This window comes from Adhaeribacter arboris, assembly GCF_003023845.1.
Lineage (GTDB): Bacteria > Bacteroidota > Bacteroidia > Cytophagales > Hymenobacteraceae > Adhaeribacter > Adhaeribacter arboris.
In genome coordinates this window covers 711,852-728,723 of the sequence record NZ_PYFT01000001.1, presented here as the reverse complement: position 1 = coordinate 728,723, position 16,872 = coordinate 711,852, and the positions used below count along the sequence as shown (strand labels likewise).

The 16,872-nt window shown below is 39.3% G+C and carries 17 protein-coding genes; 6 read left to right on the top strand and 11 right to left on the bottom strand.

Going from position 1 to position 16,872, the window contains the following annotated elements; genetic code table 11:
- Positions 1-9: 9 nt before the first annotated feature.
- Positions 10-585 carry a hypothetical protein gene (locus AHMF7605_RS03100; RefSeq protein WP_106926348.1) on the bottom strand — a complete coding sequence of 192 codons (576 nt, stop codon included), beginning with the start codon at positions 583-585 and terminating at the stop codon, positions 10-12.
- A gap of 285 nt (positions 586-870) precedes the next feature.
- Here AHMF7605_RS03100 and AHMF7605_RS29610 point away from each other — a divergent pair, with 285 nt between their 5' ends.
- On the top strand, positions 871-1,011 hold the full coding sequence (locus AHMF7605_RS29610; protein ID WP_158267443.1) for a hypothetical protein: 141 nt from the start codon (positions 871-873) through the stop codon (positions 1,009-1,011).
- Between the two features lie 9 nt (positions 1,012-1,020).
- Here the strand turns inward: AHMF7605_RS29610 and AHMF7605_RS03095 are convergent, their stop codons facing one another.
- Positions 1,021-2,001: a sugar phosphate isomerase/epimerase family protein gene (locus tag AHMF7605_RS03095; RefSeq protein WP_106926346.1), complete on the bottom strand. Its 981-nt coding sequence runs from the start codon at positions 1,999-2,001 to the stop codon at positions 1,021-1,023.
- Between the two features lie 531 nt (positions 2,002-2,532).
- Here AHMF7605_RS03095 and AHMF7605_RS03090 point away from each other — a divergent pair.
- The 4 genes from AHMF7605_RS03090 to AHMF7605_RS03075 all read left to right on the top strand — a co-directional run bounded on the left by AHMF7605_RS03090 (position 2,533) and on the right by AHMF7605_RS03075 (position 6,783).
- Complete coding sequence (locus AHMF7605_RS03090; protein WP_106926344.1) at positions 2,533-4,185, top strand: UxaA family hydrolase; 1,653 nt, start codon at positions 2,533-2,535, stop codon at positions 4,183-4,185.
- Between the two features lie 207 nt (positions 4,186-4,392).
- A complete protein-coding gene (locus tag AHMF7605_RS03085) occupies positions 4,393-4,962 on the top strand; it encodes a hypothetical protein (protein WP_106926342.1) in 570 nt (189 codons plus the stop codon).
- 225 nt (positions 4,963-5,187) lie between these two features.
- Positions 5,188-5,547, top strand: coding sequence for a hypothetical protein (locus AHMF7605_RS03080; protein WP_106926340.1), 360 nt, complete (start codon positions 5,188-5,190; stop codon positions 5,545-5,547).
- Positions 5,548-5,880: 333 nt separating this feature from the next.
- Positions 5,881-6,783, top strand: a complete 903-nt coding sequence (locus AHMF7605_RS03075) for a helix-turn-helix domain-containing protein (RefSeq protein WP_106926338.1) — start codon at positions 5,881-5,883, stop codon at positions 6,781-6,783.
- 250 nt (positions 6,784-7,033) lie between these two features.
- Here the strand turns inward: AHMF7605_RS03075 and AHMF7605_RS03070 are convergent, their stop codons facing one another.
- The 3 genes from AHMF7605_RS03070 to AHMF7605_RS03060 form a co-directional block, all read right to left on the bottom strand.
- A complete protein-coding gene (locus AHMF7605_RS03070; protein ID WP_106926336.1) occupies positions 7,034-7,846 on the bottom strand; it encodes a hypothetical protein in 813 nt (270 codons plus the stop codon).
- 79 nt (positions 7,847-7,925) lie between these two features.
- Positions 7,926-8,492: a hypothetical protein gene (locus tag AHMF7605_RS03065; RefSeq protein WP_106926334.1), complete on the bottom strand. Its 567-nt coding sequence runs from the start codon at positions 8,490-8,492 to the stop codon at positions 7,926-7,928.
- A gap of 244 nt (positions 8,493-8,736) precedes the next feature.
- Positions 8,737-9,156: an Ig-like domain-containing protein gene (locus AHMF7605_RS03060; RefSeq protein WP_106926332.1), complete on the bottom strand. Its 420-nt coding sequence runs from the start codon at positions 9,154-9,156 to the stop codon at positions 8,737-8,739.
- A 416-nt stretch (positions 9,157-9,572) separates the two neighbouring features.
- Here AHMF7605_RS03060 and AHMF7605_RS03055 point away from each other — a divergent pair, with 416 nt between their 5' ends.
- Entirely contained in the window at positions 9,573-10,445 is an 873-nt protein-coding gene (locus tag AHMF7605_RS03055) for a hypothetical protein (protein WP_106926330.1), read from the top strand.
- Between the two features lie 259 nt (positions 10,446-10,704).
- On the opposite strand, the gene AHMF7605_RS03050 is transcribed toward AHMF7605_RS03055, so the two are convergent.
- The 6 genes from AHMF7605_RS03050 to AHMF7605_RS03025 all read right to left on the bottom strand — a co-directional run bounded on the left by AHMF7605_RS03050 (position 10,705) and on the right by AHMF7605_RS03025 (position 16,700).
- Entirely contained in the window at positions 10,705-11,370 is a 666-nt protein-coding gene (locus AHMF7605_RS03050; RefSeq protein WP_106926328.1) for a carbonic anhydrase, read from the bottom strand.
- 25 nt (positions 11,371-11,395) lie between these two features.
- Positions 11,396-12,961: a SulP family inorganic anion transporter gene (locus AHMF7605_RS03045; protein ID WP_106926326.1), complete on the bottom strand. Its 1,566-nt coding sequence runs from the start codon at positions 12,959-12,961 to the stop codon at positions 11,396-11,398.
- Positions 12,962-13,072: 111 nt separating this feature from the next.
- Entirely contained in the window at positions 13,073-14,449 is a 1,377-nt protein-coding gene (locus AHMF7605_RS03040; protein ID WP_106926324.1) for a HAMP domain-containing sensor histidine kinase, read from the bottom strand.
- A 5-nt stretch (positions 14,450-14,454) separates the two neighbouring features.
- On the bottom strand, positions 14,455-15,129 hold the full coding sequence (locus AHMF7605_RS03035; protein ID WP_106926322.1) for a response regulator: 675 nt from the start codon (positions 15,127-15,129) through the stop codon (positions 14,455-14,457).
- 26 nt (positions 15,130-15,155) lie between these two features.
- Positions 15,156-15,932 carry a hypothetical protein gene (locus AHMF7605_RS03030; protein WP_106926320.1) on the bottom strand — a complete coding sequence of 259 codons (777 nt, stop codon included), beginning with the start codon at positions 15,930-15,932 and terminating at the stop codon, positions 15,156-15,158.
- Positions 15,933-15,980: 48 nt separating this feature from the next.
- The gene (locus AHMF7605_RS03025; protein WP_106926318.1) at positions 15,981-16,700 is read right to left on the bottom strand and encodes an NUDIX hydrolase; all 720 of its coding nucleotides are present in this window, start codon (positions 16,698-16,700) and stop codon (positions 15,981-15,983) included.
- Positions 16,701-16,872 lie beyond the last annotated feature (172 nt).

Below are 16,872 nucleotides of genomic sequence, written 5' to 3'. Positions count from 1 at the left end.
GGCAATAAATTATTCTTCTAAAACAATATCCGTTATTATGCCATCGGTGGTAAAAACGCCAATACCTGGCTCCAACTTAGTTTTAATTAATTTTTTGGTAGTTTTATCCGCCTTTTGGTTGTATAATAAAAAGAATAATACGCCATCGCTGTTCAGGCTTTTATACGATTTTGGGTAAACAGTTTTCAGTTGGCTGATTGGATTGCCAACCTGAATCAGGAATTTATTTGATTCGCTGGCAGGTGCCATAACTTTAAACTCCGGCCCTTTTATTCGGAAGTAAATCACTTTATCCTGGTAAAACGATATTTCCGCGCCCGGGTACCGGTACACGGTAAAATTAACCTGGTCCATCTCGGCAAATTCAATGGTTTTGGATTTAGGCGGGCCAAAGGCTTTCACTAAACTGGCCGAATTACCGGCAATATTAAATTTTGCATTCAACGATTTACTGGCACTTTTTGCAATTAAAATTTTATCGAATTGTAATTCATCAAACTCCTCTGTTTCTTGACCATAAACCGGAGCCAAGCCCGCCACTAAACATACCAGAAGATATAAAAGAAGTAAATTAAGGTTTTTCATGCAATAGGTTTATAATGCCAAAATAACAGCTTTAAGCAAAGCCCGTTTAATTTGGGTGGTTAATACTTTGCTTAAATCCACAAATAATGACCCAACCAAGATAAAAAACAATAATTGTTATAAAAACTTTTATATCAAAAAACAAAAAATGGGACTGGCCTTATCATCTTTCGTAAGCGTAATGCTTTACGGTTCGGAGTTATAGATTTAGTTTTATCAATCAACTGTCTGTCGTTTTTACTAAATTGTCATTATTTACAAGTAAGGAAATTTAAAGCAATCCGGATGCTAACAAGAAGGAAAATCCGGATGGAACCTGCTCTGGTTTATATACAGATACAAATTACCACGGCCAATCATCGCTCCATGAAAAAACCCAACCGCCTGCTTTTTAGCCAAGCAAACAGTTGGGTAGTTGTAAAGTAAGCAGACGTACTATACCGTTACGAATTTGCCTAAATTTTTATAGCTGGTGGTAATGCTATCAAGGGGGTTGCCGGGTGTAACATCTTGCTCCACAAAATAATATTCCATACCGGAAGTTTTAGCCGCAGCAAAGATGGGTTTAAAATCGATGGAGCCATTACCTACTTCGGTAAAAAATTTCTTTTCGGTTTTGTCCATGTCTTTCACGTGCCAGAGCGGGAAACGGCCGGGATTTTTTTCGAATAAACCTACCGGATCGTTACCGGATTTGGTGGCCCAATACAGATCCAATTCCATTTTAACCAACTCTTTATCGGTTTCATTTAAAAGAATATCGTAGGGCACTTGGTTATCTATTTTTTGAAACTCGAAATCGTGGTTATGATAGGCAAAAGACAAACCCGCCTTTTTACAAGCCTCTCCGGTTTTGTTAAACAGCTCCGCGTATTTTTTGTACTGGTCAATGGTTTTACGTTCGCTCGGAAACAAGAAAGCACAGGTTAAATAACTCTGGCCAGCTTCGGCGGCCATATCCACGAGTTGCTGCATCCCGTTGTTTAAGGTTTGTACGCTAGGCGGTAAGGGGGCCTCTTCCTTCGTCTGGCCACCAATAAGCACGTGGTTGCTGCGTATTTTCATGCCCATACCATCCAGCATCGAGGCAAATTCTTTCGGTTTCATGCCGTAGTAATGCCCTTTAGAACCGGCCGCCGATTCCATGTTTTTGTACCCGATATCCGCTATTTTCTGGAGAGTTCCTTTTAAATCTTTTTCCAGTAAATCGCGCACCGTGTACAATTGCAAACCAGCCGCCGGTAAATTGGCCGCAGCAGTTGTCTGGTTAGTGGTGGCGGTAGCCGTACTATCAGCAGTGGCCGTTTCAGAAGTGGATTTGGCATCCTTGGTATTACAGCCCGGTAGCATTAAACCGCCCAGTCCGCCTAACATTAAGGCACCGGAAGCTCTCAAAAAATTTCTTCTATTTTGCATAGTTTTTAAATAATAGATCGTGAAAAGTATAAGTCAATTATTACATTTTATTTATCAAAGCCTTGGTGAAAGAGCGCTGGCTGTTCTAAAGGTAACCAAAACAAGAGGAAGCAGCTAGCGAATTATACCCTACCCGGATAGCAAAATCTATAAAAGCTTTCCTTGACTCTGGTCTTCTAACCCGGAAGATGAAGGTTTATTCCGGAAATAAAAAATAATATGGTATGGATTTTAATGGCTTCCGCAGGAAGATAGAAACTTAATGATGGCTGATTTTCTTAACCTTATAACAATGATGCGAGTGGCAGGGAATCTATTTTTAAAAACAACAAGCTGACAGTTGCGGCTCATGTAAATAACAAAGCATTTCTTTTGACTTTCCGCCGTTAAATCTATTTCTTTATAGGTGTTCCGGTTTTGTAATCAGCGAGAAAGTTCTCGTTTTAAATCTCTACGCCAAACAGAACAATTAATTATAAACAATATTTCACGTAAACTATCGACTATTTATTGTCGACCATGGACTAAAATATGCAAGCCAAAGTTTTAAAAGTGCACCCGCAAGATGACGTAATTGTTGCCCTCACCGACTTAAAAAAGGGAGAAACTATTATATTTGAAAACGAAACGTATTTGCTGCAAGACCACGTGGCCGCTAAACATAAATTTGCCGCGAAGGATTTTGCGGTCGGCGACTTGGTTACCATGTACGGCGTATTAGTGGGTAAAGCCATGCAGCCTATTCCCCGGGGCGGACTTATTTCCACGGCTAACTTAAAACACGCGGCTTCGGAATACAGCAGCCGCACCAAGCAATACACCTGGACGCCTCCCGACGTAAGCAAATGGCAAAACCGCACCTTTAACGGGTATCTCCGCTCCGACGGCAAAGTGGGCACCGCCAATTATTGGTTATTCGTACCTACCGTATTTTGCGAAAACCGTAACCTCGATATTATTAAAGACGCATTAACGAAAGAACTAGGCTACGGCAAAAGTCAGAAATACCAAACCCAAGCCCGCCAACTGGTAGAATTGTATCAACAAAGTAAGTCCGCCGAAGTTATTGCGCAAACTGATTTTAAATTATACACCGAGCAATTCGAAACTAAACGCGTATTCGAAAACATTGATGGGATTAAGTTTTTAACCCACCAGGGTGGTTGCGGCGGTACGCGCCAGGATTCCGAGATTTTAAGTAAGTTACTGGTAGGGTACATGGATCATCCGAACGTGGCCGGGGTTACTATTTTGAGTTTAGGTTGCCAGCATTTACAATTCGACCAGATGCAGCAGCACATCCGGGAACGTAACCCGAATTTTGATAAGCCGGTTTACTTTTTTGAGCAGCAAAGCAGCCAAAGCGAAGAACAATTACTGGGCGATGCTATAAAACAAACGTTCGTAGGTTTAATCGAAGCCAATAAACAAATCCGTCAGCCGGCGCCGCTCAGCAAATTGGTTTTAGGCGTTAAATGCGGCGGTTCCGATGGTTTCTCGGGAATTTCGGCTAACCCGGCCTTGGGTTACGCGGCCGATTTAGTAGTGGCTTTAGGCGGTTCGGTGCTGCTCGCCGAATTTCCGGAACTAAACGGGGTAGAACAAGAACTGGTAGACCGCAGCGTAGACGACGAAACCGCGAATAAATTTATCCGGCTCATGAAAGGCTACTCCGCCCAGGCCCAGGCCGTAGGTTCTGGTTTCGACGCGAATCCTTCGCCGGGCAATATCAAAGACGGGTTAATTACCGATGCCATTAAGAGCGCCGGAGCCGCCAAAAAAGGGGGAACCGCGCCCGTGGTCGATGTACTTGATTATACCGAACCGGTCCGTAAACCCGGTTTAAGTTTGGTTTGTACGCCTGGTAACGATGTAGAAGCTACTACCGGTAAAGCGGGGTCGGGCGCGAACGTAATTGTTTTTACTACCGGCCTGGGTACGCCCACCGGCAACCCGGTTTGCCCGGTGGTTAAAATATCTACTAATACCAAACTGGCCCAACGTATGGCCGACATTATTGACCTGGATACCGGCGACATTATTACCGGCGAAGCCACCATAGAAAGCAAAGGCGAAGAAATCCTGGAATTCTGCCTTAAAGTAGCCAGCGGTGAAATCATTCCCAAAGCCGTACAACTCGGCCAGGATGATTTTATTCCGTGGAAACGCGGGGTTTCGTTGTAAAATTATCTATAGGAAAATGCCCCTTTAAAAGTATAGGCCGTAATCAGCTATATTACTTTGTACTTTGTTTATACCTCCAGTAAGGGAGGATATATGGAATAACTTGGTTAAATATAATGCCGATAACCGGAACGACTCCGTTTATCTGGAAGTTAGCTACAATTCATCGAAATAAATTTATCGTCAAAAATTTGGATTTCTATATAAATGAATGGTATTCAATTTTATCCTGAATATGAAGATGTATTCTACGATAATATTGAATTATACAAAAAACACTTTTATCCTTTAGCTACTATTGACCTATCCATTGTCAGTAAAAGGCTTTCAGGATTGATTCATATTGTTTATTTAAATAACGACCCCTATTGTAATAACTCTATTAGATGCTATACTGGTGATTATAATATTGATTTAATAAGCTTTAATCTAATAGATAACAAATTACAATTTACTGGAGACTTCACTTTTTTTGATACAAATGAAAATTGGATGGACTATTTAGAAATGGATAGGAAGTTGTATTTTGAAAGAAAAGAGAAATTGAAAAATGGATTGTTGGATTTCAGTATTGTTATAAAGGATTTAGACTTAGGTAAAAGGCCAAGGTATTTTAAAAAAGATTACTGGCCACTAAATAAATTAGGTGAAAAATTAAAATTTATATGCTATATCTATTCTGGTGATTTTATAGGAGTTGGTAGGGGTGATAAAGACATCTTTGCTTTTTATGATAAGAATGAAAAGAAAATAGTAATAATAAGTATTGGTGGTTAAAACGAACTGTTGCTAACCACACCTAAAGCACACTAAAGCGTGCCTTAGCCAAGTACGTTATGCAATTCTAAAATCATTAAGGATTTATAAAATGAAATACATTTACCTTTTCACGCTAATTATATTAGAGGCTTCATGTAACCTACTGACAAACGACAAAACAGCTATTTCTAATGAATCAAAAAATTGAATGTGGCTCCTGATGTTAAGGTAGCATTAAAATTTATGAATGAATATGCGGATTATTGTACTCCTAAATCCCCGCCTTCAAGTGATACTACTTGGGTAGATCGCAACCCAATGTTAACAAATAATTTTAAGACCAGGTATTCAAACCTTTTAGATTCAGCTAATAAAGTGGATCCAGAAATGAGTTTAGATTTCGATCCTATTTTTGATGCTCAAGATTTTCCGGATGAAGGTTTTGTAGTTTCCAGCCAAGATTCAAACGGATTCGTGACCCTGCAAGGCAGAGATTGGCCAGAATTTACTGTTGTCGTTAAAGTAGTACTGGAAAATAACAAATCGTTAGTGGATGGAGCTGGGGTCATAAATGTTCCAGAAAATAAAAGAGCAAAAAGATAAAAAGCAGCACAACGTACAATTATATATAAATTCTTGCTCCACTTCGGGCTTTGCCTATCCAATTTGTTACCTGCACAATTAAACGACCATTCAATTTACGGAGCTCACAAAATACTAACGGAACAAAAGACTACAATTTCTGACTTAACTTTTAAGTTAAACCAAAATTTGTTCGCGTTTTAAAAGGTAATTTCATTATAATTCCGTCCAACCACCAATAGTTGTACTAAAACAACGGAATGTAGCGTATTTACAACCATAAGTAGGCGATTTTATTTGCATGATCCTTATTGAACAGAATAGCTTTGTCGCATCAAAAAAACAAAAAATAATATGCTAAACTCAAAATCTATTGGCAATAAAATTGCCCAAGCAAGAAAGAAAATTAATTTTTCACAAGCCGACCTTGCCCAACAAGTAGCCATCAGTTCACAAGCCGTAGGTAAATGGGAACGTGGCGAATCAATGCCGGATATTACCACTTTAAACCGACTGGCAGAAATTTTTGGCGTTGACCTAAACTATTTTTCAGATAGTGTGAAGACTATGGTACCCTTACCGGCAGAGGCTAAACCAACAGACAGTCAAATGGATGAGATAACACCATTAAAGCAACGGAAAAGATTTGGTTGGAATTGGGATATGTCAAAAGGAAACTGGGTTGATGCAGACTTTTCAGGCTTAAAGAATCTTCAAGAAAAATTTAGCGCTTCTAATTTAAAGAACTGTAAGTTTTTAAATTCAGAATTAGCCGGACTTATTTTGAAAGGTAATTACATAGAAAATTGTGATTTTTCGGGTTCGGATATGAGAGACAGCAAATTGCAGGCATCCTATTTGTTTGAAAACACATTTATCGGTTGTTCTTTCATTGATGCTGAATTTACAAAAAATGAAATCAATAACTGTAGTTTTGCAACGGCTAATTTCTCTGGAACAGAGTTTCTGCGGGTAGATTTTCAAAAGAATACTATTATTAATGCCGTATGGAAATTTACTTTATTTAAAGATTCCTCCCTGGTTGACATTACTTTTGATGGTACTTTGGAAGATTGTTCTTTTGATAATTGTTCTTTTTCGAAAGTAACATTCAAAAATGCGACTTTGCTCAATACTTTCTTTAAATGTAAGACATTAAAGCATCTTACATTTATCGACTGCCAAGCCGACCGCATGACTTATGAGTTTTTAAAAAATGGCAAAGCAGTATTGACCGGAATTTCGTTGCTTCCTTAATACCGATAATAAGAAACAAAAACAGAAACCCGGCAAGTAACAATAGCTTGGCAAATGGGGCGGTTTAGTACTTCGTTTTACAATTTTGTGGACAAAAAAACAGAATTATTTCGTATTTATTGGGATGGTAAAATCGCTACCTTCGCCAAGCCAAGGACGTGTTGGCACCATGCAAAAAATGAGTAACGGGCCTCGTGCATGCCAAGATCATAGCGAAGCATGGTTTTGGTATACACGGTGTTGGCAGAAGTTATTTTATTTTTTTGAGTTCATAAATTATATCTTCTGCTACACCTCTATCAAGGTCTCCATCCTTATCATAAATCTGTCTTACATTTCTAAGTTTTAGAATCTCACCATCATATTCCCAGTTTAATTGTTTTAATAATTCCCCTTTCTTGTCAAATAAGTTTATAAGATCCATTTGTGGAACCATTTCCCAAAAATCAATTACTAATTCATAGGTTGCTGCATTATCAATACCAACTACTTCAAACTTATCAGTAAATCTCACTTTACTTTGTTCATTTTTATAAGCACCTGCCAAAATGAACTTGTTAAAGTAAATGGCTAAATTTTGAATCTCCTTAACAGATTTAGCGAACTGAAAAAGCCTTGGGTCTGCTTTGTGAGCATAAGATTTATCCATATACTCTTGAAATTGAAGAGACGAAAAGTCATTATTAAAAGTAATTTCCCAATGCTGTATGGTGTCTCCTGCCCAAAAAATAGTATCGCTTCTTTTTATAAGTGGCATCATTGTCTCTTCATGATAACCTTTAAAAAAGATACTGTCAGGATTGCTGCTATCATATGAAATCATGTAGGCAAAGCTTGCACAGGATTGAGAATATTTGAAGATGGATTTATTTATGATTGTTGAATCTGTATAAGGCAGAAAATACCATTTCCCTGTGGATATTTTATTACTATAGCTAATATTAGGCCTTTGTACCTTATTTCTTTTTTCTGCTTCCTTTTTGTTTATTTTCTTATTTTTTACTTCTTGGTTACAAGAGACTAGTAAACTGAATAAAAAAAATAAGGTTAAAAATTGTTTCATTGTTTTTAAATAATTGCTGCCAACGTCTAGTATAAACAACGTGCGAGGCCATCGGCCGAAGGATGATGATTATACCTTGTTAGGTTGCTTTATTTTTTACTTGTTTGCTATAATTTTCAACCCATCCATCTAACTCATCGTGTAAGTCAATATCCTCATCTGTAATAATCCATTCTTCATCAAGGTTGTCGATTGTCTTTGGTGAAAGGGTTATTTTAAGTTGTCCATAGTCGAATTGGTCAAAGGATACTAGAGTACTGAAAAGTATTCCTGTTGCTGTATCTGAGATAAGTTCTTTTATCTTTTCTTTTGTCTGAGAGTCCAGGTTTTTAAAATTTTCTCTAAAAGCTTTGTCTCTTCTACTAAATTCATTTTCCCTTTGGAATGGCTCCTTAGGTTCAGGATTGTCAACAAAATCAAAAGCGATTTCTAACCAGCCGTCAAGTACGCTTACAAGATTCTTACCGAAGACTTCTCTAGCCAACTGCTGCTTTTTTTCGTCAGTTTCAGGTATTTCTAAGTTTCCAAAACTATCGTTTGCATACTTTTCTAAGAGTTCTTTCATTTTTAATTTTATTGCTGCCAACTCCCAGATATACGGAGTTGTTCCGGTTATCAGCACTATATACGGAGTAAAATCATCCATACTCACGCTTCAGGCCTTATTTCTAAGGTAAGGTTAAATTTTATGTACTAGTAAATACTAACAAGTAAATATATACAAAGTTTTATAATTACAATTAGGTTTCCGTTCATCTGCTTCTATCCCTTTCTCTATCTTTCTTCAATTACTTAAGCCGGAGTTTATTGCTTATCGGAAGCAACAAAAAAGGGCATCTTTGCAGATGCCCCGGGTAAAAACAGGTAAAAAGTTAAATAAAGGACTTTACTTATTTTACGGAGAAAAATACTTCTTTCACTTTGCTGTTGGTCCGGTTATCAACCAAATTCATGCGGAGTAAATAGTTACCCGGCGTTAAAACAGCGGTATTAATGGTAGTATCCACAATAACCGGGTTAGTTGTCGGATTCTTCTTGTACCCCCAAACTGTTTGGTTGGCGCTGCCATCCGCTAACAATACCACTTGCACTTCCATTTCTTTTATGCGGTCTTTGTCGCTGATAACGGATTTAATGGGTACATTATTACCTAAGCTAAAAACACTGTTATTTTGGGGGGCTTCCAGTCTAACGGCTGGGGCGGAACCATCTGGCTTGGTATCAGAAGTATCGAACAGTTCCTCACAACTTGCCAGGAAAAAGAAAAGCACTACCGCTAAAACCGAATTAAGTAAATGTTTCTGGATCATATAGTTTTTAATAATTTTTATATTTAAGAAAGTTCAATTAAGAATAAGACTACGATTTAGGATTATATCTGCAAAGCAGGCACGTTAACTACTTAAACTGCTATATATTAGTATTACTACCTTCTTGTTAAACTGCTATTGGTATTTTAGTTTAACCACCGGGCTTTACAAAAAAGTAATCAAGATTATCAACTTTTTGAATCTTTTAAAGAAAAGCATAAATCTTGCTAATTAAGTTTCTGTACCACCTTAATTCTTTGTTAAATATAAAAAGCAATACCCTTTTCTTTAGATATTGCTATAATTAAGCACTTTCCGCTATTTGAACATTTCTAATTTGCCTATCGTAAAAAGAACACCAACCGGAGTAACTCCGGTTATAGTAAGTATAAACGATAAACTAAAAAATGTCAATTATGAGAAATTACGAAGATTCTGATCCGACATCTTTTAATAGTTTCCGGACCGGAAACGAAAATCCGAGACGCGATAATTCTACCCGCAACGAATTTGGCACGAATCAGGCCAGTATGTGGCCCGGCTCTAACGAGGGCACTGCCGATCACCGCTCTAATTCCGGACCAAACCAGTACTCGGCTTATCAACCATTCAATCGCCAAAATAACCAGCAAAACGATAACTGGTCGCAACACGATCAAAACTGGCAAAACAGTCAAGGCAATAACCGCCAATATGGCCAAAGCCAAAATTACAACTACGGCAACCAGCATACGCCGTACCGGAACGATAACCGGTTTAATCAGCAAAACGATAATAACAGTTGGCAAAATTCGCAGAACCGGCACCACAACGATCGCAACTTTTTTGAACGGGCCGGCGATCAGATAAATGAAACCTGGAATCGCTGGACCGATAACGACAATAACAACGACAATAACCGTTCGTCGCAGTCATTCCGGAACCAAAACCAATACAACCAGCAGCGCTATAGCGATTATAATCAACCAAACCGGTATTCCTCTGATTACGGTAACCGCAATAACATGAACCAAGGCCGCGGCTTTAACGATGACCTGTACCAAAATCGCCGGAATAACGAGCACCAAGACGAAGGTTTCTTTGACCGGATGGGTAACAAAATAAGCCAGGCCTGGGACCGCTTTACCGGTGAAGACGAGGAGCGTTTGTATCAGGAAAGAGGCAATATGAACAGCCAGCACCGTTGGAACAATGATTTCAATGAAAACCGGGGCCATCAGGAAGATAACCCCCGTCGATACAACAGAAACGATAATTATAACTCTTCAAACCGGAATAACGATTGGTAAGAAAAAATAAGTAGTTGTTCGTTGTTCGACTAATAATTTTATGGTAGTCAGTTAATTATCATAATCTGGTTTATTATACTATTTTTGTTGAAGTTTTTAATAAAACCAGATGAATAAAAAGTAAAAAGCCTCGCATAAAATATGCGAGGCTTTTTAGTAAATATAAAGGAGAAACAGCTAAATGTAATTTTATCTTTGCTCTAATCCGTTACAACAAGTACGGTACGAATTAGAAATTTTAAACTCTCTGCGTTTCCGGTTATTCTTGCGGTACTACCTCAGTTAGTTGAGAAGTAGTATTTTCCATGTTTAGGTGATAACTTTCCGCGTAGAGCTTAAAATCTTCGGTTGACCAGTTAATATCTTTTAAGATACCATTGGCAATATCGTACACCAAACCGTGCAATTTTAAGGTTTTACCCGCTTTGATAGCGTTCTGCACGATGGTGGTCTTGTATAAATTATTTACTTGCTCCTTTACGTTTAACTCCACCATGCGGCGCCAACGGGCCTCTTCATCTTGTAAGTTTTGCAGTTCTTCCTGGTGCGAAGGCATTATATCTTTGATATTGCGCAGCCAGTTATCGATTAAACCATATTGCTGATCGCCCATAGCCGCTTTTACCCCGCCACAACCATAATGGCCGCAAACAATTACATCTTGTACCCCTAATACTTCCACGGCGTACTGCAACACCGATAACATGTTCATATCGGTATTAACTACCATATTGGCAATATTGCGGTGCACAAACATTTCGCCCGGTCCTGTACCGCATACATCGTTGGCCGGTACCCGGCTATCGGAACAGCCAATAAACAAGTAACGCGGTTTCTGACCTAAAGCCAGTCTTTTAAAATAATCTTTATCTTGTACTAATTTATCAGCTACCCATTTACGGTTATTTTCAAATATTTTTTCCATTTTCTATTCAGGTTTTTAGAATGAGTTAGTGTGCGTTCGTGGATATAACTTCGGGTATATTTTTTAAATGCAGGCGAATGTTACGTTCGTGCGCATTAATTTTAAAATTCTGAATGGCATCAAGCACATCGTAATCAATAAACGTTGACTTGGAGCCATCTACTATTATTTCGCTGTTATCGGGCAAGTGGTGCAATGTTAGTAATATACTGGCCTTGTTTAAGAACGATACGTTTTCGCTTAGTTGCAACCGAATTACCTCACCTTCGTGGTGCTGCTCCTTATGAAAAAAGTAAGGAGTTTTGTAATTCGCCTTTAGGATAAAGAATACCCCCACTGCCAAACCGATAGAGATACCAATGAGCAAGTCAGTAAACAATATAGCTACTATAGTTACAATAAACGGAATAAATTGTTCCCAACCTAGTTTAAATTGATTGACATATAAAGCCGGCTTGGTAAGTTTGTAACCTACTACCAATAATACCGCGGCCAGTGCCGATAAAGGAATAAGATTTAAAAAAGGCGATAAAAACAATACACTTATGGTAAGCAAAATACCATGCGTAAAAGCCGACAATTTAGTTTTAGCACCGGAATTTATATTAGCCGAACTCCGCACTATTACGGCCGTCATGGGCAAACCACCCAGTAAACCACTGATAAAATTACCGATTCCCTGGGCTTTTAATTCGCGGTTAGTCGGCGTAACCCGCTTCAAGGGATCCATCCGGTCTACTGCTTCTACACTTAACAGCGTTTCGAGGGAGGCAATAATGGCAATGGTCAGGGCTAAAATATAAACGTCGACATTTTTAAAAGCGCTCCAATCTGGCTGGCTTAACTGATTTACCATTTTTTCCCAAGAATCCATAGCTGGTAACTGTACCAAATGTTCGGTGCCGATAGTTAAAACTGGCGTACTAATCCGGAAAAAATAATTAAGCCCTAAAGCTACCAATACCGCAATTAAAGCGGAAGGCACAAATTTAAAAAAGGCGTATTTTTTTAACTTAGGATTATCCCACAAGATGATAATCAGCAGAGAAATAATTCCCACGATTAAAGCACCTTTTTCCACGTGCTGCATGGCGTACGTCATTTCGGTAAACGTATTCCGGCCGTCGAACTGTAAAAACTCCATTTCACCGAAGAAATCTTTATCGACCCCTAAAAAGTGAGGAATTTGTTTTAAAATTAAAGTCAAACCAATGGCTGCCAACATGCCTTTAATCACGCTCGACGGAAAATAATGCCCGATAATACCGGCTTTCAGGAATCCTAAAGTAAGCTGCAACAGTCCGGCAATTACTACCGCTAACTGAAATGCTTCGAAAGAACCTAACTTAGTAATACCATTTAAAACAATTACGGTTAATCCGGCCGCCGGTCCACTAACACTTAAAGAGGAGCCACTTAAAAGGGAAACAACAATACCTCCCACAATGCCCGCAATAACCCCTGCTACTAAGGGAGCCCCGGACGCTAACGAAATACCCAAACAAAGCGGTAAAGCAACTAAAAAAACTACCAATCCTGCGGGCAAATCACTGCTCAGACTTTTAAATGAAATACCATCTATTGACTTCATGCCGAATTTCTACGTCTATTTTTATAAAGAATTTAGCTGTTTAAGCTTTTATCACTTTACAAACTTATTCCGGCAAGATTAATAAGACATTAAAGGCACATTAAAATAAGATTAAAATGCTGCGGGAAGTGAAATTAAAACTTCGGTACCGACGTGAAGCGCCGAATTAATTTGAATGGTACCTTGGTGCAATTTGATAATTTTTTCGGCGAGTGGCAAACCAATACCGTGGCCCGAGATATCCCGGACATTATCGGCCCGGAAAAAAGGAACGAAAACATGCTGCAAATCTTCATTTTTAATCCCGACTCCCCTATCCTGCACCCGCAATTGTAATTGCGCCGGGGTAACATGTATAGTGGCCGATATTAATCCTTCCGGTGGCGAAAATTTACAGGCATTTTCAAAAACGTTGATGAAGGCAATTAACAACAATGATTCGTTCGCTTTACAAAATAATTTACTTTCGTCTTCGGGTAGGTTTTCAAAATTAATATCAATTTTAGCCTGGCGGTGGCGTTTTTTTACTTCCTCACTCGCCAAAAAAACCACTTCATCGAACCGGACTTTTTTTAATTCTATTTTAGAGATATCAAAGCTGGCCTGCGCAATTTGTAATAACCCATTAGAAAGCTGCGTTAAAAGCTTGGCTTCGTTGAGGGTAGCGTGCAATACCCGCTCGTATTCGTGGGCGGCGCGGGGCTTCATTAAGGCAACTTCCAACTCTCCGATCATGGCGGTAAGCGGGGTACGAAGTTCGTGCGAAGCGTTGGAAATAAACGTTTTTTGCATGGCGAAAGCTTGCTCCAGCCGGTCGAGCATTTTATTAAACGTATGCGCCAAATGCGATAACTCGTCTTTACCCACCGAATCGGTTAATCTTAAATGCAAATCCGAGGCGCTGATTTTCTCAACTTCCTGTACTACTTTGGTGATGGGCCGCAAAGCCTGCCGGGCAAATACCCAACCCGCCGCTAAAACAATAACCACGGCTATTAAACAGCCAAAAGATAAAATAAGCCGCAACTCGCGCAACTGCTGCCGGCTATTGGCATCAATGGAAGAAGCAATTACCAGGTATTTTTTTTTATTTTTCGCGTCGAAGTACGGCACCCCCACTAATTGCCTTCCCTGCACCAGCTGCATGACTTCGATATTTTGCTGCAAAGCTGAGAGTATTTCTTTGCTTACCGGTAACCTACCCTCTCCTTCCTGGAAAACCAGTTTACCGGTGTTATCATAAACGTTTACAATTTCGTAAGGCAAAGATTGGTTATACTGCCGCAAAATTTTCCGGTATGTTTCCTGACTTACCTGGTTGGCGTCGAGGTAAACGTGCGCGACAATATTGGCCCGGTTTTTTAAGTTTTGCTGAAAATCTCTTTCCTGGTAAAGCGACACAAACACGTAAATAAAAACCGAAAAGAGAATAAGAATAAACGAAAATATAACCGCGAATTGAAGCGTTAATTTCGAGCGGATAGTCATGGAAATCAGGCTTCTTTTATCACGTAACCCATTCCTACCAAGGTATGAATTAATTTAACCGAATGATCTTTATCTACTTTTTTACGCAAAAAGTTGATGTATACATCAATAACGTTGCTGCCGGTATCGAAAGATGTTTCCCAAACATTTTCGATAATATCTACCCGCGATACTACCCGGCCTTTGTTGCGCAGCAAATATGAGAGCAAGGCAAATTCCCGGGCGGTGAGCGTAATGGGCTGGTTGTTGCGGGTAACGGTTTTGCGCGCCATATCTAATTCCAGATCGGCAATGCGTAAAATTTCGCCGCTGGGTAAATCATTCTTACGGCGGGTAAGAGCCCGAATGCGGGCGAGTAATTCCTGAAATTCGAAAGGTTTAACTAAGTAATCGTCGGCCCCGGCATCTAAACCTTCAATTTTATCGGTGGTATTGCCTAAGGCGGTTAACATTAAAATTGCCACTGAACTGTTGTGCTGCCGGATTGCTTTACAAACTTCCAGGCCGTTTAATTGGGGCAAAATAACATCTAGAATTATTAAATCGTATTCTTTTTCCAGCGCCAGCCGTTTTCCAAAAAAACCGTCATAGGCTTGTTCTACATCATAAGATTGCTCTTCTAAACCTTTTTTTATAAAAGAAGCTACTTTGGGTTCGTCTTCCACCAGGAGTATTTTCATGCAAATTAGATCTACTGTTTCATTCGCTAAAAGTACCCCGAAAAATTTAAATTAAAATAAAAGTTATCCGGCTTTACCTCCGGCATATTAACAATGGGCGCATTACTTCCCGTTTCGTGCCAGGGATAAAAACGATAGCAATAAGCATAACCGGCATCCAGGCCCAGCCGGAAATCCGGGGATTTTTCCTGGTAACCTTTTTCTAACCGGAACTGAAACCTTCCCCCAAATTGCGCATTTTGATTTAAACCACTAGTTACATGAAAGCTGTTACTATTGGCTCCCGGATTACTTAAAAGCGAATTAAAATTAACGGCATTATTCCGGATAGCATTGTATTTTAAGGTCATGTCTACGGAACGTACCCCACCGGTAGCCCACAGGAAAATCCGGTTCGAGCGATATAACGGCACATAAATACTTGGTCCGAAAGAGAATGTAGTAAAACTTAAATACGAATTTAGCCGGTTGAGCTTGCCATCCTGCGAAATACCTACTCCAAAATCTATAGAAATGCCTATCACTTTCTTAATCTCGGCATAGATACTTGTATTAACTATGGAAAGCGTTGGATCAAGCCAACCAATATTCATATCAGCCAGCCGTTTATTTAACTGGTTCAGCTTCATGTCGGAGGTTCCAGCACCAATATTAAGACCTATTTTCGTTAATAGTTTTTGATTTTTAGTCTGCTTGATAATTAACTCCGAACTAGGAATTTCAACATCTTGCGCCCATAAAGCGGTGGGGGAAACAAAAACCAAGCAGAAAAAGGGAATCAGCAGGTTCGCTCGGTTCTTCATGAAAGTTTTATTTTCCTTATAAACGAAAAATGGCCACTAACCTATATTCTACAATTCAAAAGTAAAGCCTTTTTCTTTCAATTTCTGATAAATACCCGGATTAAAGCGGTACAAGCGGGCCGCCCGGTGGGCTACTCCCGTTTGGGTTTCGTTTAATTGTTCGAGCAAATTCATCTTGAGCAGTTTTTTGCGGAAGTTGCGGGTATCAAAAGTAGTGCGTAAAACGGCTTCGTATAATTCCTGCAACTGCGTTAAAGTAAATTTAGGCGGTAATAGTTCAAAACCAATGGGTTCGCTCCGCACCTTACTTTGCAAGTGCTGCAAGGTAACATTTAAGATGTGTTTATGGTCAAAAACCAATTCCGGCAAATCCGAAATATCGAACCAATGAATATCACTAGCGTCCGGCCCGGCCCTTAGATCGTCGGTGCGGTATTTTATGAGGGCGTAGAAGGCTATGGTAATTACCCGTCGCCAGGGAAAGCGGTCTACTTGTCCAAAAGCTTGTACTTGCTCCATAAAAACATTCGTCATGCCGGTGGTATCGTGCAAGGTGCGCTTCGCTGACATTTCCAGTTCTTCAAAGTTCAGGACAAAGCCGCCCGGCAAGGCCCATAAGCCCAAGGAAGGTTCGATGTTACGTTTTAGGAGGAGTACTTTTAGTTTGCCATCGTCTAAACCAAATATAATGCAGTCCGTGGATACGGCGGGAATAATATCTTCGGGTTTAAAATTTAAAATAGAACCGGCAAATTTAGTTTGAACCATAAATCTATCCTGTAATAATTAGCCATAACACGGTAAAAAAGAAAATGTTTACGCCCCCAAATTATTAAAACACTTTCTCCTTCCGATATTAATTTAAAACTTAATCGCTTTAACAAGCTAAAATAACTACTTTTAAATTGGTTTGCTAAGAATAATATTTTAATATTGTAAC